This is a genomic window from Streptomyces sp. NPDC059201 (genome assembly GCF_042754585.1).
GTDB lineage: Bacteria > Actinomycetota > Actinomycetes > Streptomycetales > Streptomycetaceae > Streptomyces.
Genome location: NZ_JBHZBB010000006.1, coordinates 399,343 through 418,517 on the forward strand (window position 1 = coordinate 399,343; position 19,175 = coordinate 418,517).

The following is a 19,175-nucleotide window of genomic DNA, read 5'->3' on the forward strand; positions in this document are numbered from 1 at the left end:
GACGCGGGCCGAAGTGCTGGCGCAGGGCCCCGCCGAGCCGGGATAGTGGGCCCGCGCAGCCCGCCCGATCGCCGTTCCGTCCTCGACTGGGGGTCCTCGCCATGCCCGGATCAGCCTCACGCCGGACCGTCCTCGCCGCAGCGCTCGCGGCCGCCGCGGGCACGGCCGCCGCGACCGGAGCCGTACCGGCCTCGGCGTCCGGACCCGGCGGTACGGAGGAGGGCGCCGGGCTCGCGGCGCCCGCGACCGTCGCCAACCGCTTCTGGTCCACCTCCACCGACTGGCGGGCCGGGGCCGCCGAGGGCACCCGCGCCGTCGCCGGGCACCGCCCCGGCCTGGTCCTGGACGCGCCCCTGGGCCGTACCGACTACACCGACCCGCACACCGGGCTGACCACCGCCTGGGAGTACGCCCGCTGGACCTCGCCCGCGCACACCCCGGCGGTGCCGGCGACCGAGGTGATCGCCTCCTGGAACGCCCGCACCCCGGCCGGCACCTGGCTCCAGGTCGAGTTGTCCGGCACGTACGGGGACGGGACCGGTACCCCGTGGTTCGTGATGGGCCGGTGGGCCTCCGGCGACACCGACATCCGGCGGACCTCGGTGGACGACCAGACCGACGGCCGGAGCAGCGTCTGGACCGACACCTTCGCGGTCGACGACCCGGCGAGCGGCCTCCGGCTCGCCTCGTACCGGCTGCGGCTCACCCTGTACCGCCGCCCGGGCACCACTCTCACCCCCACGGTCTGGCGGCTCGGCGCGATGGCCTCGGACGTCCCGGACCGCTTCACCGTCCCGGCCTCCGCGCCCGGCCTCGCCCGCGAGCTGGCCGTCCCGCGCTACTCGCAGAACACCCACGTCGGCCAGTACCCCGAGTACGACAACGGCGGCGAGGCGTGGTGCAGCCCGACCTCCTCGCAGATGATCGTCGAGTACTGGGGGCGGAAGCCCTCCGCCGCGGAGCTGGCCTGGGTGAACCCGGACTTCGCCGACCCGCAGGTCTGCCACGCGGCCCGCTTCACCTACGACTTCCAGTACGAGGGCTGCGGGAACTGGCCCTTCAACGCCGCCTACGCGGCCACCTACCCGGACCTGAACGCCGTGGTCACCCGGCTCCGCTCGCTCACCGACCTGGAGACCCTGATCCGCGCCGGCGTCCCGGTCATCACGTCCCAGTCCTTCCGCGCGGAGGAACTGACCGGCGCCGGCTACGGCACCTCCGGTCACCTGATGACCGTCATCGGCTTCACCCCCGCCGGCGACGTGATCGCCAACGACCCCGCCTCCCCGGACAACGCCGCCGTCCGCCGCGTCTACCGACGGCGGGAGTGGGAGAACATCTGGCTCCGTACCAAGCGGTACAACGCGAGCGGGAAAGTGGTGTCCGGCACAGGCGGGGTCTGTTACCTGTACTTCCCCGACCGGCCGACTCCCGCGCAGCGCAAGGCGCTTCAGGCGGTCGGCGTGCTCTGAGCCGACCGGTGCCCGGACGGGGGTGTGAGGGACGTCTCTGGTCCGGGGGCGGCCTGGTGCCCCATGGTGGTGGCCATGAGCGCCACCACCACCCTCGCCGGCCGTCTCCTCTCGCGCACGCGCACGGGCGGCCCCAAGGACGACAAGGGCCCCGAGCTGCTGGAGCACGTCCTCGGCTGGACCCTCGTCGTCCTCCTCGCCGTCCTGGTCACCCGCGCGGGCCTCATGTGACCCGGCGGGCGGTCAGCGCCGCGCCTCGCCCGGCGGGACCAGGACCCCGCTGACCCGGACGGTCCGGTCGGCCCAGACCGGCCCGGCGGCGAGCCGCGCCCACTCGGCGTCCCCGCGCCCCGGCAGCGTGCGCCCCTGGCTGGCCCAGAGCGCGTACAGGGCCTGGTAGATCGGCGGGTCGGGAAGGACCTGCACGGGCACCGGCGCGGGCACGGACATGAGGGTGGGTACGGGGACGGGCGCGGGGACAGGTGCGGGCACGGGCGCCGGCGGGGCGGGCGCGGGGGGCTGTCCCGGAGCGGGGGCCTGCGCGGGGAACGGTGCCGGGGCGGCGCCGTCGGGGGCGGGGCCCGGTGCGGCGGACGCGTCCGGAACCCAGTGATGAACCGATTCTTCACCGCGTGAGTCGGTCTGTCGATGCCGACCGACTCCGCTGGGTGTGGAGTACAGCGTGGTCATGCCCGGACCAACGCGCCCCGGCCCCGCCGGGTCACCGCCGAACGGATTCGAGCGGAAGTTCGCCCCTTACCCGTTCCTTATCTGCGTCTTATCCGAGCATTACCCGCTCCTCCCCGTGGCCCGCGCCCCGCGCACACCTCTGGTCCTCGCCGCGATCCCTGACGTACCGTCAGATCCTCTTCGAGGACCAGGAGGTCAGCCGTGGACGACGACCGGCCCGTCGCGCTCGACGAATACCCCGTGCACCAGGCCCCGCTGTCGATGAAGCACCACGTCAGCGGCGACCGGAACGTCTACGACCGCTGCATCTTCCACGTCTTCGACCACACCGGCCGCGCCCTGCTCATCGCCGGGCTCGGCGTCTACCCCAACGCCGGGGTCGTCGACGCCTACGCCACCCTGCGCACCGGCGACCGGCTGCACGCCGTCCGCGCCTCCGACGCGCTCGGCGACGACCGGATGCGCCTGGAGGTCGGCCCCCTGCGGATCACCGTCGACGAACCGCTGCGCCGCTTCACCCTCAGCTGCGCCGCCGACCCGGCCGACCCCGACGGGCTCTCCTTCGACCTCACCTGGACCGGCGACTTCCCCGCCCTCTGGGAGCCGCACCACCTCCAGCGCACCGGCAACCGGCTCACCCTCGAAGGCCGCCGCTTCGTCCAGGCCGGCCACTGCGCGGGCAGCATCACCGCGGGCGGCGAGCGGTTCGAGGTCACGGCGGGGGAGTGGACCGGGACCCGCGACCGCAGCTGGGGAGTCCGCCCCCTCCCCGGCGAGGAGCCCGGCCGCGCCGCCGAGTCGCGCACCGAGGGCTTCCACTGGCTCTGGATCCCCATGCGCTTCGAGGACCGCTTCGTCATGGTCGTCGCGCAGGAGGACGCGGACGGCTACCGCACCCTGAACCAGGCCCAGCTCGTCCGCAACGGCCACCGGGACGCCCAACTCGGCTGGCCCCGCACCGAGATCAGCTACCGGCCCGGCACCCGCCACCCCGAGAGCGCCGTCGTCCACCTCACCGACCCGACCGGCAAGCCCCTGGAGATCGGCGTCGAGATCCTCGCCTCCTCCCCGCTCGCCGTCGGCGCCGGCTACCCGCCCGCGGGCGACTGGCAGCACGGCACCTGGCAGGGCCGGGACTGGACCGACCGGCGCGTCTACGACCTCTCCGACCCGGCCGCCCACCCCCTCGCCGCGTACGGCGTCACCGACCACTCCGCCCGCTTCACCCTCGACGGCCGCACCGGCCACGGCATCTTCGAGCACGGCTCCTTCGGCCGCCACGACCCCAGCGGCTTCGCCGACTTCACCTCCACCGCCCCCTGAGCCCGATCGTTCCCCGTTCGTTCCTCGTTCGTCCCGTGCTCGCTCCGTGCTCGTTCCGTGCTCGTTCCGCGTTCCGTCGCAGAGGAGGTACCCATGGCCACGGCACCCCGTCCCCGCACCACCACCCGCGACCCCGAGGAGCTCGCCGTCCGGCTCACCGCCTGGCTCGACACCAGGCTGCCCGGCGCCACCGTCTCCGGTCTCGCCGTCCCCGGCTCCAACGGCATGTCCAGCGAGACGCTGCTCTTCGACCTGGAGCACCCGGACGCCCCGGTACGCGGCTGCGCCCTGCGGCTGGCCGCCGACCCCGCCGCGTACACCGTCTTCCCCGTCTACGACATGGCCCGCCAGCACCGGGTGATGGGACTCGTCGCCGACCACACCGACGTGCCCGTCCCGCGCGTGCTCTGGCTGGAGGAGGACCCCGGACCGCTCGGCGCGCCCTTCTTCGTGATGGCCCGAGCCGAGGGCCGCGTCCCGCCGGACGTCATGCCCTACACGTACGAGGGGAACTGGCTGCACGCCGCGACCGACGCCGAACGGGCCGCGCTGGAGGCCGATTCGGTGGCGGTCCTGGCGCGGCTGCACGACCAGTTCCCGTCGAAGGAGGCCGAGTTCCTGCTCCCCGAGGGCGAGGGAAGCCCGCTGCGCCGGCATGTCGAGGCCCAACGCGCCTTCTACGCCTGGGTGGTGGAGGGACTCGCGCCCTCACCGCTCATCGAGGCCGCCTTCGCGCGCCTGGAGGAGCTGTGGCCCGAGGACGAGGGGCCCGCTGTGCTCTGCTGGGGCGACGCCCGGATCGGGAACATCGTCTACGACGGCTTCGCCCCCGCCGCCGTCCTCGACTGGGAGATGGCGGCCTGCGCGCCCCGCGAGGTCGACCTCGGCTGGACCGTCTACCTGCACCGCTTCTTCCAGGACCTGACTGTGAGCTTCGGCCAGCCGGGCCTGCCCGGCTTCCTGCGCCGCGAGGCGATCGAGCTGCGGTACGCGGAACTGACCGGGCACGCGCCGCGCGCGATGGAGTTCCACACCCTGTACGCGGCGCTGCGGCACGCGATCGTGATGCTGAGGATCGCGTACCGCCAGGCGTACTTCGGCGAGGTCGAGGTCCCCGCGGACCCGGACCAGCTCATCCTGCACCACGCCACCCTCGCGGCGATGGTGCAGGGAAGCTACTGGAGCGACGAGGGTTAGGCCCGCGTCCGGCTCAGGCCGCGCGGCGCAGCTGCGCCGCGCGGATCGGCCGCGAGCCGGGGCCGCCGATGTGCGAGAACGGCTGCGTCCGCCAGTCGAGGCCCTGCGGCAGCGTCAGGAGGAGCGCGGTCGCCTGCTCCTGGACGCCGGCGCCCTCGTCGGCGGAGCGCGCCTCGTCGGCGGACCGGCCGGTGCCGGGGCAGACCGTCAGGGTGAAGGGGTTCCACGGCGACGGGCACAGCGCGTGCTCGGGCAGCGCGTCCTCGTCCGCCAGGAGCGCGATCGGCTGGTCGCACTCCGGGCAGATGACCCGGAACATCTCAAAGGTGTCGTACGCGTCGAACTCGTCCGACGTCTCGACGGAATCAACGGGCTCCTGCATGGAGAATCTCCCCCTCGGACCGGTCGGCCGATACTGTGCGGCCGAACCACAGCAAGCCCTTCCCATACGGGACTCCGCATAACCGTGAGCCGACACCCGATGCCGGGCGCAAACCTGTGGCGTTCGTCACATGCCTTGCGCAGGTGCCCCGTGATCGCCCATAGCGGCGCATACGACCCGCTCCCGGCTGGGCCCCGGACCCTTCGGCGCAATAGGGTCGGCGCATGGAGGAGCTGGATCGTCAGATCGTCGAGTTGCTCGTCAAGGACGGGCGCATGAGCTACACCGACCTGGGCAAGGCCACCGGCCTGTCCACGTCGGCCGTGCATCAGCGCGTCCGCCGCCTCGAGCAGCGCGGAGTCATCCGCGGCTACGCCGCCGTCGTCGACCCCGAGGCGGTGGGACTGCCGCTGACCGCCTTCATCTCGGTCAAACCCTTCGACCCCAGCGCCCCCGACGACACCCCCGACCGGCTCGCCGACATCCCCGAGATCGAGGCGTGCCACAGCGTCGCCGGTGACGAGAACTACATCCTCAAGGTCCGGGTCTCCACCCCCCTGGAGCTGGAGCACCTGCTCAGCCGCATCCGCTCCCAGGCCCACGTCTCCAGCCGCACCACGGTCGTCCTGTCCACCCCGTACGAAGCCAGGCCGCCGCGCATTTAGCCTGGTCGCATGAGCGAAAGCCTGAATCCCGGCGACCACCGCACCGTGCTCCTGCGTGGCGGAGAAGTCCACAGTCCCGCCGACCCCTTCGCGACCGCCATGGTGGTGGAGCGGGGCCACATCGCCTGGGTGGGGGAGGAGGGCGCCGCCGACGCCTTCGCCTCGGGCGTGGACGAGGTGATCGACCTGGAGGGCGCGCTCGTCACCCCGGCCTTCGTGGACGCCCACGTCCACACCACGGCCACCGGCTTCGCGCTCACCGGCCTCGACCTCTCCTCCGCCGCCTCGCTCGCCGAGGCGGCGGAGCTGATCCGCGCCCACGCCGCCGCCCGCCCCGAGGACCGCATCCTCATCGGGCACGGCTGGGACGCCTCCCGCTGGCCCGAGCGGCGCCCGCTCACGCGCGAGGAGCTCGACGGCCTCACCGGCGGCCGCCCCCTCTACCTCACCCGGATCGACGTCCACTCGGCCGTCGTCACCACCGCGCTGCTCGACCTCGTCCCCGGCGTACGGGAGCTCGACGGCTTCCACGAGGGGCGCGCGCCCCTCACCGGCGACGCCCACCACGCCGTCCGCGCCGCCGCCTTCGCCGCCGTCTCCCCGCGCCAGCGCACCGACGCCCAGCGCGCCGCCCGCACCCACGCCGCCTCCCTCGGCATCGGCACCCTCCACGAGTGCGGCGGGCCGCGGATCTCCTCCGAGGACGACTTCACCGGCCTGCTGGACCTCGCCCGCGCCGAGCCCGGCCCCCGCGTCGTCGGCTACTGGGCCGACCTCGACATCGAGCGGGCCCGCGCGCTCGGCGCCCTCGGCGCGGCCGGCGACCTCTTCGCCGACGGCTCCCTCGGCTCGCACACCGCCTGCCTCCACGAGCCGTACGCGGACTCCGCCGGCCACTCCGGCTCCGCCCACCTGGACGCCGCCGCGATCGCGGCCCACGTCGTGGCCTGCACCGAGGCGGGCCTCCAGGCCGGCTTCCACGCCATCGGCGACGCCGCCGTCACCGCCGTGGTCGACGGCGTCAGGGCCGCCGCCGAGAAGCTCGGCCTGGCCCGGATCCGGGCCGCCCGGCACCGCGTCGAGCACGCCGAGATGCTCACCCCCGAGACGGTCGCCGCCTTCGCCGAGCTCGGCCTCACCGCCTCCGTCCAGCCCGCCTTCGACGCCCTGTGGGGCGGCGAGGACGGCATGTACGCCGAGCGCCTCGGCGCCGAACGGGCCCGGACCCTCAACCCGTACGCCGCCCTCCTGAAGGCCGGCGTGCCGCTCGCCTTCGGCTCGGACAGCCCGGTCACCCCGCTCGACCCGTGGGGCACCGTCCGGGCCGCCGCCTTCCACCGCACCCCGGAGCACCGGATCTCGGTCCGCGCCGCCTTCACCGCCCACACGCGCGGCGGCTGGCGCGCGGTCGGGCGGGACGACGCCGGCACCCTCGTGCCCGGCGCCCCCGCCGACTACGCGATCTGGCGGACCGGCGACCTCGTCGTCCAGGCGCCCGACGACCGGGTGGCCCGCTGGTCCACCGACCCCCGCTCCGGAACGCCCGGTCTGCCCGATCTGTCCCCAGGCGCGGAACTCCCCGTCTGCCTGCGGACAGTTGTGTACGGACAGACGGTTTTCGTACGGCCGAACGAGTGATGTCCGATTGACGCCCACCCGGATGTACGCACCACGGGTTCGTCCCCGACCTGCGGATCTTCCGGCCCGGCCTGCGGCTTCTCGGGAACCCCGCAGGTCAAACCGGTGTTGACAGCCGACCGCCATGGCCCGGTAGGTTCTCCCGCGTCCACCACAGGACGTCCGACCGGACCACACCTCCTCGCCGGCGCCGACCGCCGCCCGCGCCTCGGCCGCGAGGGAAGGTTTCACCGGCGGAAGGTGCGACCCGGGTGGGGCCCGGACGTTCAGTAGACAACGGCCTTGTGTCGATCCGCAGCCGGCGGGTCCCGGGTCGGACCGAAGGACGTCGGGCCCCGCACCGCACCCCGGCGCCCCGCACCGCACCCCCGGCGCCCCGGCCGCGCCCCGGCGTCGCACGTCTCACACCCCGTAGGACCAGACCACCGCGGAGACCTCGCTAAGGTGGGGGCCTGTGTCTGTATCCGAAGGGGCAGTAGTGAACGACGGTGGCGTGAGGCGTTACGGCCCGCTCGGCAAGGCTTTGGTGATCATTCCGACCTACAACGAGGCGGACAACATCAGGCCGATCGTCGCGCGCGTACGGGAGGCCGTCCCGGAGGCGTACGTCCTCGTCGCCGACGACAACAGCCCCGACGGCACGGGCAAGTTCGCCGACGAGATCGCGGCCGAGGACGACCACGTCCAGGTCCTGCACCGCAAGGGCAAGGAGGGGCTGGGCGCCGCCTACCTCGCCGGCTTCCGCTGGGGCATCGAGCACGGCTTCGACGTCCTCGTCGAGATGGACGCCGACGGCTCCCACCAGCCCGAGGAACTGCCCCGGCTGCTCACCGCGCTCAAGGGCGCCGACCTCGTCCTCGGCTCCCGCTGGGTGCCGGGCGGCCGGATCGTGAACTGGCCCAAGTCCCGCGAGTTCATCTCCCGCGGCGGCAGCCTCTACTCCCGCGTCATGCTCGACGTCCCGATCCGCGACGTCACCGGCGGCTACCGGGCCTTCCGCAAGGAGACCCTGGAGGGCCTCGGCCTGGACGACGTGGCCTCCGCGGGCTACTGCTTCCAGGTCGACCTCGCCCGCCGGGCCGTCGCCGCCGGCTTCCACGTCGTCGAGGTCCCGATCACCTTCGTCGAGCGCGAGGTCGGCGACTCCAAGATGAGCCGCGACATCCTCGTCGAGGCCCTCTGGCGCGTCACCGGCTGGGGCATCAGCGCCCGCGCAGAGAAGGTCACGAAGCTCCTCGGCCGCAAGCGCGGCTGACCCGCCCCGCACGCCCCGGCCCGGACCGCCCCCGCGCGGTCCGGGCTGATCCTTTCCTTACGACGTTCCTGCGGCGGTCCAGGCACACTGGAGCGCATGACGACCGGCGCACCGCCCCCGCAGACCCCCCGGCGCTCCCGCGCGCGCACCTTCCTCCCGCTGGGCCTCGCCGCCTGGCTGGTCCTGGAGATCTGGCTGCTCACCGTCGTGGCCGACGCGGCGGGCGGGCTGACCGTGCTGCTGCTCCTCGTCGGCGGCGCCGTCCTCGGCGCCACCGTCGTCAAGCGGGCCGGCCGCCGGGCCTTCGCCAACCTGAGCTCCACCTTCCAGCAGGCCCAGGCCGCCGCGCAGAGCGGTACGGTGCCGAGCGCCGCCGACCGGAAGGGCGCCGAGGACCGCAACGGCTTCCTGATGCTGGGCGGCCTGCTCCTGATGCTCCCCGGCCTGATCTCCGACGCCGCCGGACTCCTGCTGCTCCTGCCCCCGGTCCGCAGGGCCCTCGGGAGCGCCGCGGAGAAGGCCGCCGAGCGCAGGATGGCCGCCGCACCGCCCGGAAGCCTCCAGGACGCCTTCCAGCAGGCCCGTATGCACCGCCCGGACGGAAAGGTGGTCCAGGGTGAGGTCATCCGCGACGACGCGCCCCAGGGCCCGTACGGCCCCGGTGACGGCGGTCGCCCGCCCCTGACGCCCTGAAAGCTGCCGGCAGACGCCTAGGCCGGCAGACGCCTTGAGAGGCCGACGAAGGTACGCCGAGGGGCCCGGTACACGGATCGTGTACCGGGCCCCTCGGCGTTGCTCTGCCGTGTCGTCCGTCAGGCGGACTTGCGGCTGTCGCGCGGATGCACCGCGATGTTCATGGCGCCGGAGCGCAGGACGGCCAGCCTCTCGGCCAGGACCTCCTCCAGCTCCTCACGGGTACGCCGCTCCATCAGCATGTCCCAGTGCGTACGCGCCGGCTTCCCCTTCTTCTCCTCGGGTCCGTCGCCGTCCACCAGGAGTGCCTGGATTCCGCAGACCTTGCATTCCCACTCCGGCGGAATCTCCGCCTCCACCGAGAAGGGCATCTCAAAACGATGGCCCTTCTCGCATGCGTACTCCACGGCCTGGCGCGGGGCCAGATCGATGCCGCGGTCGGTCTCGTAGCTGGTCACCACGAGGCGCGTGCCGCGAAGAGCTCGCTCACTCATGAATCGTGCCTCCCGGGCTTGTCGCCCACAGGACAGGTGTCGCTGTCGTCGTCATCCGGTCAACGTCCGGTCGGCGAGAAAGATTCCCGTTCCGGGTAATGCGTCGCCCGTCGTGCCGCCCCTTGTTGTACCCACCAGTGACCGATTTGTCACATCTGGCGGCAGATGTGACTCGTCGTCTTCACCAAAGCAGCACGCAGTAACGGTCCGCCTGGCAGGCCAAACGCGTACACTACCGGCCTTTCACTTCCGCGTCTAAATTCGCTCCGGTACGACATTGCCCGCCTCCTGCGCGGCATCCCGCACGGGCACCCGCGCGAGCAGCGCGAAACCGGCCACGAAGAAGATCACGAGGGAGATGATGGCAGCTCGATAGCTGTCCGTCAGCTGGTACACGAGCCCGAACATCAGCGGCCCCAGCCAGCTCAGTCCCCGGTCGCTCAGCTCGTACGCCGAGAAGTACTCCGCCTCCTTGCCCTCCGGCACCAGGTGCGAGAACAACGAGCGGGACAGCGCCTGGGTGCCGCCCATCACGAGCCCGATGGCCGCCGCCAGGCAGTAGAAGAAGACCGGGGCCCCGGCGGGCAGCAGATACCCGGCCATGAGGATGACCGTCCACACCACGAGCGCGCCCAGGATCGTCCGCTTGGCGCCGTACGTCCGGGCGAACCGGGCCATCAGCAGGGCGCCCGCCACGGCCAGGACCTGCACCAGCAGCACCGCCGTGATGAGCGTCGTCTTCTCCAGGCCCAGCTCCTCCTCGCCGAAGATCGCCGCCTGCGAGATCACCGTCTGCACCCCGTCGTTGTAGACGAGGTAGGCGAGCAGGAAGGCCAGCGTCAGCGGGTGCTTGCGCATGTCCTTGATGGTCGACCGCAGCTGTCGCCAGCCCGCTCCGACCGCCCCCTCGCCCGCCGGGCGGTCCGCGCCGCCCGGGGCGGGCGGCAGCCGCCGGTCGCGCAGCCGCCGCAGCGGGATCAGCGCGAAGGCACCCCACCACAGGCCCGCCGAGGCCAGGCAGATCCGGACCGCCTCGCCCTCCTCCAGGCCGAAGGACTCGTGCCCCGAGTACAGGACCAGGTTGAGCACCAGGACCAGGGCGCCGGAGGTGTAGCCGAAGGCCCAGCCCCGCGAGGAGACCCGGTCCCGCTCGTCCGGGTCGGCGATCTGCGGCAGATAGGCGTTGTAGAGCATCATCGCGACCGCGAAGGAGGCGTTCGCCACGATCAGCAGGAAGGCGCCCAGCAGATACCGGGTGCCCTCCAGGAAGAACATCCCGGTTGTCGCCCCCGCGCCGATGTACGCCGCCGCCGCGAGCAGCGGCTTCTTCCGGCCGAAGCGGTCCGCCGCCGCGCTCACCAGCGGCATCGCCACGATGGCCACCACCAGCGAGAGGGAGACCGCGTACGGGAAGAGCGAACCCGGCGCCACGGGGATGCCGAGCGGGTACACCATCCCGTCCTCGCCGCCCGCGGCGTTCTCGGCCACGCTCTTCAGGTACGGCCCCAGGAACACGGTCACGACGCTGGTCGAGTAGACCGAGCAGGCGAAGTCGTAGAAGTACCAGCCGCGCTGCTCCCGTCTGCGCTCGGCCGGATCGGTGATGGGCCCCTCAGGACCGGTCGTCTCGGCGGTCACGGCCGCACGCCCCCCTCGTTCGTCCCCGTCCCCGGGACGCCCGCTCCGGCCTCAGGCCCATGCCCCGCGGGCGGTGAGGACCTCGCGCAGCGTCTCCAGATGATCGGTCATGATGCCATCGACCCCCAGGTCGAGGAGAGACTCCATGCGCCCCGGATCGTTCACGGTCCACACGTGCACCTGGAGCCCGCGCGCGTGCGCCGCCCGTACGAAGCGGCGGTCCACCACGCGGATCCCGCCCTGCGTCTCCGGGACCTGCGCCGCCACCGCGCCGGCCCGCAGCGGCACCGGCAGGCCGAGCGAGCGCAGCCGCAGGGCGGCGACCCCGGTCACGCCGTACGAGGTGGCCAGCCGGGGTCCGGCGAGGCGCTGCGCCCGCGCCACCCGGGCCTCGGTGAAGGAGCTGACCAGGACCCGGTCCCAGGCGTCGGTGCGGGAGATCAGGTCCACCAGCGGGGCGAGCGCCGACTCGGTCTTGAGGTCCACGTTCCACCGGGCCTCGGGGAACTCCTGGAGCAGGTCCTCGAAGAGCGGCAGCGGCTCCTTGCCGGCCACCCGGGCCTCCCGCACCGCCGCCCACGGCAGGTCGCGGATCCGGCCCGGGGTGTCCGTCACCCGGTCCAGGGTCGCGTCGTGGAAGGCGACGAGCACCCCGTCGGCCGTGGTGTGGACGTCGGTCTCGAAATAGCGGTAGCCCGCCGCGGCGGCCCGGCGGAAGGCGGCCGCGGTGTTCTCCAGGCCGTCCGCCGTGCCGCCCCGGTGGGCGAAGGGCAGCGGGAGCGGGTGGTCGAGGTAGGGGTGGCGTACGCGAGTCACCGCCGCAGTATGGCGCCTTCCGGTGACGGGGCGGCGACGGCGGTGTCGACGGCGGCCTCCGGCCCGGGGACGGCGAAGAAACGGAGGAAGAACTGGGCGAGCGGGCCGATCGACAGCGCGTACAGGACCGTGCCGACGCCGACGGAACCGCCGAGCAGGAAGCCGGTGGTGACGACCGCGATCTCGATCAGGGTCCGGGTCAGCCGGATCGACCGGCCGGTCAGCCGGTGCAGTCCGGTCATCAGACCGTCGCGCGGGCCGGGGCCGAAGCGGGCCGCGATGTACAGGCCGGTGGCCAGGCCGTTCAGCACGATGCCCAGGGCCAGGAGCGCGATCCGGACCGGCAGGGCGTGGATCTCCGGGAGCAGCGCCAGCGTCCCGTCCATCGCCAGGCCGATCACGAACACGTTCGACACCGTGCCCAGGCCCGGGCGCTGCCGGATCGGGATCCACAGCAGCAGGACGACCGCGCCGACGATGATCGACACCACCCCGATCGTCAGCCCCGTCCGCTCCGCCAGGCCCTGGTGCAGCACGCCCCACGGCTCCAGACCGAGCCCCGCGCGGACCAGCAGGGCCGAGCTGACCCCGTAGAGGGCCAGGCCGGCGTAGAGCTGGACGAGCCGACGGGTCAGATGCCGGCCGCGTGAGCCGGAGGCGATGGACATGGACGTGCCCCCCTGGGGTGGTGTTGGCGGTGGATCGCGGCCCGGTGTGGTGACGGTGGACCGACCCATGACACTCTGTGGCGGGAGAATGGATGCCAACCATGGCCAATTCGACGAAGGTGGACTGATTTCCATGGCTCAGTGGACCTCGGCCGTCGGGGCCGCCCAGCTCGCGCGGCAGCTCCAGGCGCAGCAGCCCCGCCCCGCGGGCCCCGGCACGCGCAAGCCGCCCGCCTACCGCGCCCTCGCCGACGGCATCCGCCTGCTCGTCCTGGAGGGCCGCGTGCCGGTCGCCGCCCGGCTGCCCGCCGAGCGCGAACTCGCCCTCTCCCTCACAGTCAGCCGCACGACCGTGGCCGCCGCCTACGAGGCGCTGCGCACCGAGGGCTTCCTGGAGTCCCGGCGCGGCGCCGGCAGCTGGACCGCCGTCCCGGCCGGCAACCCGCTGCCCGCGCGCGGCCTCGAACCGCTCCCCCCGGAGACCCTCGGCTCCCTCATCGACCTCGGCTGCGCGGCCCTGCCCGCCCCCGAGCCCTGGCTGACCCGCAGCGTCCAGGGCGCCCTGGAGGAGCTGCCGCCGTACGCGCACACCCACGGCGACTACCCGGCCGGGCTGCCCGCGCTGCGCGCCACGCTCGCCGAGCGCTACACCGCCCGAGGCATCCCGACCATGCCCGAGCAGATCATGGTCACCACCGGCGCCATGGGCGCCATCGACGCCATCTGCCACCTCTTCGCCGGGCGCGGCGAGCGGATCGCCGTCGAGTCCCCCTCGTACGCCAACATCCTCCAGCTCATGCGCGAGGCCGGCGCCCGGCTGGTCCCCGTCGCCATGTCCGAGGGGCTCGGCAGCTGGGACCTCGGCCGCTGGCGCCAGGTGCTGCGCGACGCCGCGCCCCGCCTCGCGTACGTCGTCGCCGACTTCCACAACCCGACCGGCGCCCTCGCCGACGAGGACCAGCGGCGCGGGCTCGTGGAGGCCGCCCGCGCGGCGGGCACCGTCCTGGTCGTCGACGAGACCATGACCGAGCTCCACCTCGACGACGACGTGGAGATGCCGCGGCCGGTCTGTGCCTTCGACCCGGCCGGCTCCACGGTCCTCACTGTCGGCTCGGCCAGCAAGGCGTTCTGGGCCGGCATGCGGATCGGCTGGGTGCGCGCCGCGCCCGACGTCATCCGCTCCCTGGTCGCCGCCCGCGCCTACGCCGACCTCGGCACCCCCGTCCTGGAGCAGCTCGGCGTCAACTGGCTGATGCGCACGGGAGGGTGGGAGGAGGCGGTCGGCCTGCGCCGGGCACAGGCCCGGGAGAACCGGGACGCGCTCGTCGCCGCGGTCCGCAGGGAGCTGCCGGAGTGGGAGTTCGAGGTACCGAAGGGCGGCCTGACGCTCTGGGTGCGCACCGGCGGGCTCTCCGGCTCCCGGCTGGCCGAGGCCGGCGAGCGGGTCGGCGTCCGGGTGCCCTCGGGCCCGCGCTTCGGCGTCGACGGCGCCTTCGAGGGGTACGTCCGCCTGCCGTTCACCGTCAGCGGCCCGGTCGCCGACGAGGCCGCCGCCCGGCTGGCCGCCGCCGCGCGGCTGGTGGAGTCGGGCGTCGGCGGGGGAGTGGAGCCGCCTCGGACGTTCGTGGCCTGAGGGGGGCTGGGGTCCACGCGCGCGTGGGAAGCGGGAAGACCGGCTCCTTCGCGCGCGTGGCGACGGCCTAGGCCCGTCTTGCGCGGGCTGGGATCGGTGTAGGCCCGTCCTTCGCGCGCGTGGCAGTGGCGTAGGCCCGTCTCGCGCGCGTGTGGGAACGGCGAAGGCCGGTACGGACCTGGGGGGTCCGTACCGGCCTTCGCCGTGCACGCGTTCCGCCGTCGGGTGGCGTGTCCCGCCGTCAGCCCTCCGCCGGGACCGGGGCGTGGCGGGGGGAGAGGTCGGGGGTCGGCTCGGCCGCCGCCTCCGGGACCTTCTCCAGGGCGACCGTGGCCGCGGGACGCCGGTCCGGGAGCAGGTCGAGGACGGCCTGCCGGTCGGTGTCGCCGACGGCGTCGTCGTACGGGTCCGGGGTGGCCGGCACCTGGAGCCGGAGGACCGGCCCGGTGCCGAGGCGGGCGTAGCCGCGGCCCGGCGGGACCTGCGGGGTCGGGGTGGTGTGCGGCGCGGCGCCCAGCACCGCGGCGATCTGCTCGGGGGAGGCGGGGCCGAGCACCACGCGGGCGCGGGTGTGCGCGCGTACCCCCTCGTGGAGCGCGTCGGCCGTGTCGAACTGCTCCGCCACCACCACCGTCACCTGGGCCGCCCTGCCGTGCCGCAGCGGCACCCGGAGCAGCTCCTGGGGGTCGGGGCGGCCCTCGGCGGCGGCCAGGTGGCCGAGGACGCCGGGGCGGTCGAGGAGGATCCACAGGGGGCGGCGGGTGTCCGCCGGTGCCGGGTGGCCGGCCTGCCGGGCGCGGTTGGCGGAGATGAGCCGCCGCTCGGTCTCGTGGGAGGCCCATTCCAGGCTCTCCAGGGCGCCGGAGAGCTCGCTCTCGATGCCGAGGACGCCGTCGCGGCCGACGAGGCAGGCGTACTCGCCGGCGCCCGCGCCGTCCACGATCAGCACGTCGCCGTGGGCGAGGGCCTGGAGCGCGAGGGAGCGCAGCAGGGAGCTGGTGCCGCTGCCGGGCTGGCCGACGGCGAGCAGGTGCGGCTCGGTGGAGCGGGGTCCGGTGCGCCAGACGACGGCCGGCGCGTCCTCGGAGCCGTCCGCCGAGACGACCGGCACGGTCCGCTGCACGGCGTCGGCGTCGGTGAAGCCGAGCACGGTCTCGCCCGGGGCGGTGACGAACCGCTGGGCGGCGATGGTGGTCGGGAGGGCGGGCAGCACGTGCATGACGAGCCGGTTGCCCTCCTCGTCCCAGTCGAAGAGGTACTCGCGGCCGCGCCCCGACTTGGCGTGGAGCAGCTGCTCGATCCGGGCGCGGGAGGCGGCCTCGCCGTCCGTGAAGTACGGCGGGTAGGAGATCCGCAGCCGCGTCAGGCGGCCGTTCTCGTCGAAGGCGTGGTCGCCGAAGGCCCGGCCCCAGTCGCCTCCGTGGGCGAAGAGCGGCTCGGGGTCCTCGGGGACGGAGAAGTACGGCACCAGGGCCTCGTACAGGCCCTTCAGCCGGGCCACCTCCGCCTCGTCGGGGCCGGTCTTCACGACCGGTTTCTCACGCCCCTTCCACGCGGCGGCGCCCATGAGCGCGACGAGCGCGAGCAGCGGCCCGTACGGCACGAGGGCGACGACCAGGACACAGGCCGCGACCAGGAACAGCGTGGGACCGCGCCGTTCCTTGGGGGTCGCGGCCCACTTGGCGCGCGCGGTCGCGGCCAGTTTCCGCAGACCACGGGAGACCGTGATCAGCGGGTGGAGCACGTCGGTGGCGCTGTCGGCGGCCGACCGCGCGATCTCTCGGCTGCGCGCGAGCTGCACGCTGCCGCTGCTCAGAATGCGGGGGAGTGGTCGCCGGGCCACGTCGTACTCCTGAGGTGTGGAAGGGGGTGAGAGGCGTCAGAACTTGATTCCGCCCAGCAGGCCGGCCAGGCTCTGGCCGCCCGCGGTGATGCTCGGTGCGATGGCGGTGCCCGCCAGATAGAAGCCGAAGAGCGCGCAGACGAGGGCGTGCGAGGCCTTGAGGCCGTCCTTCTTGAAGAACAGGAAGCAGATGATGCCGAGCAGGACCACGCCTGAGATGGACAGGATCATTGGGTGTTCTCCTGGTTGAGGGGACAGTCACGATCAGTCCTTCCAGGTTCACGGCAAGTATCTATGTGACTAAAGGTGCATTCGGGTGAATAGCGGGCGTTTTCACTTGACCGGCGGACGGTGACCACCGTCCCGGGTGGCGAAACCGCCGAAGTGGGGTAAGGGGGCACCGAGGGGTGCCGGCCACACGCGGTGGACCCGGTGATCCTCGCCTCGGCCGGACGCGGTCATGTCACCGCTCGGGCAGTACTCTGTCGATTCACTCGTACGGCCGCGCTTGCCGTGCGCAGGTCAAGGGCAGGCGGTACCCGGGCGGCACGCGCGCGGGACGCAGGCGGAGCACGGAAGGCGGTTGTGAAGATGAGCGAGACCCCGGACCCCGAGGTCGTCGAGCTGGCGTCGAAGGTCTTCGACCTGGCACGCACCGGCGACGCCGACACCCTCGCCGCCTACGTCGACGCGGGCGTCCCCGCGAACCTCACCAACGACCGGGGCGACACCCTCGTCATGCTCGCCGCCTACCACGGCCACGCCGCCGCGGTCACCGCCCTCCTGGAGCGCGGCGCCGACGCCGACCGCGCCAACGACCGGGGCCAGACCCCGCTCGCCGGAGCCGTCTTCAAGGGCGAGGACGCCGTGATCCGCGCCCTCCTCGCCGGCGGCGCGAATCCGGAGTCCGGCACTCCGTCCGCCGTCGACACCGCCCGCATGTTCGGCAAGACCGAACTCCTGGAGCTCTTCACCACCCGGTGAACGAGGCTTGAACCCCAGGTGGGAACGGTGCCGTAAATGTGGTCGCGGCGGTGGAAACGGTCGGTCATCATGACGACAAGCCCGGCCGTCCGACCGGGCCACGGACGAGAGGCAGAGGAAGATGAGCAGCGCGCACAAGCGACGTACGACGGACGGCCCGACATGTTGTCCCACGGCCTACTAGGGCGGGCACCGCGCGGACGGGCCCAGCGCCCGACCCGGTCCACCCCGGTCCACCCCCGTCGTGTCGACAGCTTGATGTGAGGCGTCTTCCCATGTTCGAACCAGCCATAGCGCCGAGCGGCACCCTGCTCGGTCTGCTCCAGCGGGGCCGCGGCGACGGCACCCTGCACGCCCTCGCCGCGCCACGTGCCGAGGCCCTCGCGGCCCTCGACCACTGCGTGCTCGCCGACCCCCGCCACGACTGGCGGGTCGAGAACCGCTCCCTCTACTACGCCCGGCTCTACCTCGACCTCCACGGAGGTCTGGAGGCCGTCGAGGCGCACCTCTTCGCACCCGAGGACCACCTCGACACCGAGGAGAACCGCACCGGGCTCGCCCTCGCCGTCCTCGGCCACCTGGCCTCCTACGGCCGCCACGACGCCCTGCTCCTCCTGCGGCGCTACGCGGCCACCGGCGCCAACTGGACCTGGGCCCTCGACGAGCTCGCCCTCCGCGACGACGACGCGGGACTGCGCTCCCTCGCCGAGCCCGTCCTCGCCCGCTTCCCCCGGGACGAGGCCGGCGACACCGCGCTCGCGAGCACCGTCCGCGACGCCTTCGAGCCCCGCCCCTGGCGCCTGTGGGCCGAGGACCGGCGCGAGGCCGTCGGCGCCCGCGTCCGCGCCGCCCAGGAACACGGCTCCTTCGACCGCTGGCAGCGGCAGCTGCGCCCCACCGGGCCCCGCCCCGGCTGGAGCGTCCGCGCCGTCCTCGACTGGGCCCAGGAGGGGTACGAGCGCGGAGCCGACCTCGCCGGACCCGCCGCCCGCTGCCTGGCGGCCGTGGCCGGGCCCGAGGACCGCCCCGAGCTGCTGGCCGCCGGCCGCGCCGGCGCCCCCGGCGCGCGTGCCGCCGTCCTGCACCACCTGGCCGCCACCCGGGACCCCGCCGTCCTCGACCTCGTCGAGGCCGCCGCCGACGCCGTGCACCCCCTCGACGCGGCCGCCGCCTCGGCCGCCTCTGCCCACGGCGACCCCTACGGCGACGTCCCCGGGGCCGTCGACCGCGACGCCCTGGCCGTCGCCCGCGCCGCCGTCGCCGCCTACCTCCGCATGTGCGGCGAGGACGCGGTCGCCCGCGCCCGCGCCTGGATCCACCGCACCGACCCCCTCGGCGCCGCCGCCGGCGAGACCCTCGCCGCGCGCGGCGAGGACCGGGACGCCGGGCTCGTCCTCGGCGCCCTGCGCACCGCCATCCGCGCCACCGGGCCCGACGCGACCGCCCTCGGCACCCTCGTCGACGGCGCCGGACGCCTCGGCATCGCCTGCGCGGCCCCCGTGCTGCGCCACGTCTACCGGGAGACGGCCTCCTCCCAGCTGCGCGGCCGCACCGCCCGCGCCCTCGCGGCCACCGACCCCTCCTTCGCCAGCGGCTTCGCCGTCGAGTGCCTCTGGGACTGCGAGGAGACCACCCGCGAGATCGCGGCCCAGCACGCGGAGACCGCCGACGCGCGCGTGGCCGAGCGATTGCGCCGCCTCGCCGCCGACCCGGCCGAGGAGGTCGAGGTCCAGACCGCGGTCCGCAACCGCATCGGGCCCGACCTCCAGGTCTGACCCGGCCCA

General features: G+C 74.0%; 19 protein-coding genes. 11 read left to right on the top strand and 8 right to left on the bottom strand.

Translation table 11 applies throughout. The annotated features are described in order from the left end of the window. Positions 1-101 precede the first annotated feature (101 nt). Both ACFXMG_RS22000 and ACFXMG_RS22005 read left to right on the top strand, forming a co-directional pair. Positions 102-1,472, top strand: coding sequence for a peptidase C39 family protein (locus ACFXMG_RS22000; RefSeq protein ID WP_383820796.1), 1,371 nt, complete (start codon positions 102-104; stop codon positions 1,470-1,472). Between the two features lie 75 nt (positions 1,473-1,547). After that, on the top strand, positions 1,548-1,703 hold the full coding sequence (locus tag ACFXMG_RS22005) for an SCO1431 family membrane protein (RefSeq protein ID WP_383820799.1): 156 nt from the start codon (positions 1,548-1,550) through the stop codon (positions 1,701-1,703). Between the two features lie 12 nt (positions 1,704-1,715). On the opposite strand, the gene ACFXMG_RS22010 is transcribed toward ACFXMG_RS22005, so the two are convergent. Beyond that, positions 1,716-1,916 carry a hypothetical protein gene (locus ACFXMG_RS22010; protein ID WP_383820801.1) on the bottom strand — a complete coding sequence of 67 codons (201 nt, stop codon included), beginning with the start codon at positions 1,914-1,916 and terminating at the stop codon, positions 1,716-1,718. Between the two features lie 447 nt (positions 1,917-2,363). Here ACFXMG_RS22010 and ACFXMG_RS22015 point away from each other — a divergent pair, with 447 nt between their 5' ends. Then, entirely contained in the window at positions 2,364-3,485 is a 1,122-nt protein-coding gene (locus ACFXMG_RS22015) for a hypothetical protein (RefSeq protein WP_383820803.1), read from the top strand. Positions 3,486-3,578: 93 nt separating this feature from the next. After that, positions 3,579-4,682, top strand: a complete 1,104-nt coding sequence (locus tag ACFXMG_RS22020) for a phosphotransferase family protein (protein ID WP_383820806.1) — start codon at positions 3,579-3,581, stop codon at positions 4,680-4,682. A 13-nt stretch (positions 4,683-4,695) separates the two neighbouring features. On the opposite strand, the gene ACFXMG_RS22025 is transcribed toward ACFXMG_RS22020, so the two are convergent. Beyond that, positions 4,696-5,064, bottom strand: a complete 369-nt coding sequence (locus ACFXMG_RS22025; RefSeq protein WP_383820808.1) for a hypothetical protein — start codon at positions 5,062-5,064, stop codon at positions 4,696-4,698. Positions 5,065-5,288: 224 nt separating this feature from the next. Between ACFXMG_RS22025 and ACFXMG_RS22030 the strand changes: the two genes are divergently transcribed. The 4 genes from ACFXMG_RS22030 to fxsA all read left to right on the top strand — a co-directional run bounded on the left by ACFXMG_RS22030 (position 5,289) and on the right by fxsA (position 9,315). Then, the gene (locus ACFXMG_RS22030; RefSeq protein ID WP_383820810.1) at positions 5,289-5,729 is read left to right on the top strand and encodes an Lrp/AsnC family transcriptional regulator; all 441 of its coding nucleotides are present in this window, start codon (positions 5,289-5,291) and stop codon (positions 5,727-5,729) included. Between the two features lie 9 nt (positions 5,730-5,738). Continuing rightward, positions 5,739-7,367 (top strand): amidohydrolase, encoded by a 1,629-nt coding sequence (locus tag ACFXMG_RS22035; protein ID WP_383820812.1) that lies wholly within the window; start codon positions 5,739-5,741, stop codon positions 7,365-7,367. A gap of 454 nt (positions 7,368-7,821) precedes the next feature. Then, complete coding sequence (locus ACFXMG_RS22040; protein WP_383820813.1) at positions 7,822-8,622, top strand: polyprenol monophosphomannose synthase; 801 nt, start codon at positions 7,822-7,824, stop codon at positions 8,620-8,622. Between the two features lie 96 nt (positions 8,623-8,718). After that, entirely contained in the window at positions 8,719-9,315 is a 597-nt protein-coding gene (gene fxsA / locus ACFXMG_RS22045) for an FxsA family membrane protein (RefSeq protein ID WP_383820816.1), read from the top strand. Between the two features lie 119 nt (positions 9,316-9,434). On the opposite strand, the gene ACFXMG_RS22050 is transcribed toward fxsA, so the two are convergent. The 4 genes from ACFXMG_RS22050 to ACFXMG_RS22065 all read right to left on the bottom strand — a co-directional run bounded on the left by ACFXMG_RS22050 (position 9,435) and on the right by ACFXMG_RS22065 (position 12,931). Beyond that, positions 9,435-9,809, bottom strand: a complete 375-nt coding sequence (locus ACFXMG_RS22050; protein ID WP_015032218.1) for an RNA polymerase-binding protein RbpA — start codon at positions 9,807-9,809, stop codon at positions 9,435-9,437. A gap of 255 nt (positions 9,810-10,064) precedes the next feature. After that, on the bottom strand, positions 10,065-11,447 hold the full coding sequence (locus tag ACFXMG_RS22055; RefSeq protein WP_383820818.1) for an MFS transporter: 1,383 nt from the start codon (positions 11,445-11,447) through the stop codon (positions 10,065-10,067). A gap of 51 nt (positions 11,448-11,498) precedes the next feature. After that, positions 11,499-12,263 (bottom strand): glycerophosphodiester phosphodiesterase, encoded by a 765-nt coding sequence (locus ACFXMG_RS22060; protein WP_383820821.1) that lies wholly within the window; start codon positions 12,261-12,263, stop codon positions 11,499-11,501. Further along, positions 12,260-12,931 carry a YitT family protein gene (locus tag ACFXMG_RS22065; protein WP_383820824.1) on the bottom strand — a complete coding sequence of 224 codons (672 nt, stop codon included), beginning with the start codon at positions 12,929-12,931 and terminating at the stop codon, positions 12,260-12,262. Before ACFXMG_RS22065 ends, ACFXMG_RS22060 begins: the two co-directional genes overlap by 4 nt. 133 nt (positions 12,932-13,064) lie before the next feature. Between ACFXMG_RS22065 and ACFXMG_RS22070 the strand changes: the two genes are divergently transcribed. Beyond that, the gene (locus ACFXMG_RS22070; protein ID WP_383820827.1) at positions 13,065-14,564 is read left to right on the top strand and encodes a PLP-dependent aminotransferase family protein; all 1,500 of its coding nucleotides are present in this window, start codon (positions 13,065-13,067) and stop codon (positions 14,562-14,564) included. Positions 14,565-14,805: 241 nt separating this feature from the next. On the opposite strand, the gene ACFXMG_RS22075 is transcribed toward ACFXMG_RS22070, so the two are convergent. Further along, positions 14,806-16,407: a hypothetical protein gene (locus ACFXMG_RS22075; protein WP_383820829.1), complete on the bottom strand. Its 1,602-nt coding sequence runs from the start codon at positions 16,405-16,407 to the stop codon at positions 14,806-14,808. A 36-nt stretch (positions 16,408-16,443) separates the two neighbouring features. Further along, positions 16,444-16,638 carry a hypothetical protein gene (locus tag ACFXMG_RS22080; RefSeq protein ID WP_030493667.1) on the bottom strand — a complete coding sequence of 65 codons (195 nt, stop codon included), beginning with the start codon at positions 16,636-16,638 and terminating at the stop codon, positions 16,444-16,446. 360 nt (positions 16,639-16,998) lie between these two features. On the opposite strand from ACFXMG_RS22080, the gene ACFXMG_RS22085 reads away from it, so the two are divergent. Both ACFXMG_RS22085 and ACFXMG_RS22090 read left to right on the top strand, forming a co-directional pair. Beyond that, positions 16,999-17,391: an ankyrin repeat domain-containing protein gene (locus tag ACFXMG_RS22085; protein WP_383820831.1), complete on the top strand. Its 393-nt coding sequence runs from the start codon at positions 16,999-17,001 to the stop codon at positions 17,389-17,391. 275 nt (positions 17,392-17,666) lie between these two features. Beyond that, entirely contained in the window at positions 17,667-19,166 is a 1,500-nt protein-coding gene (locus tag ACFXMG_RS22090) for a HEAT repeat domain-containing protein (RefSeq protein ID WP_383820834.1), read from the top strand. Positions 19,167-19,175 lie beyond the last annotated feature (9 nt).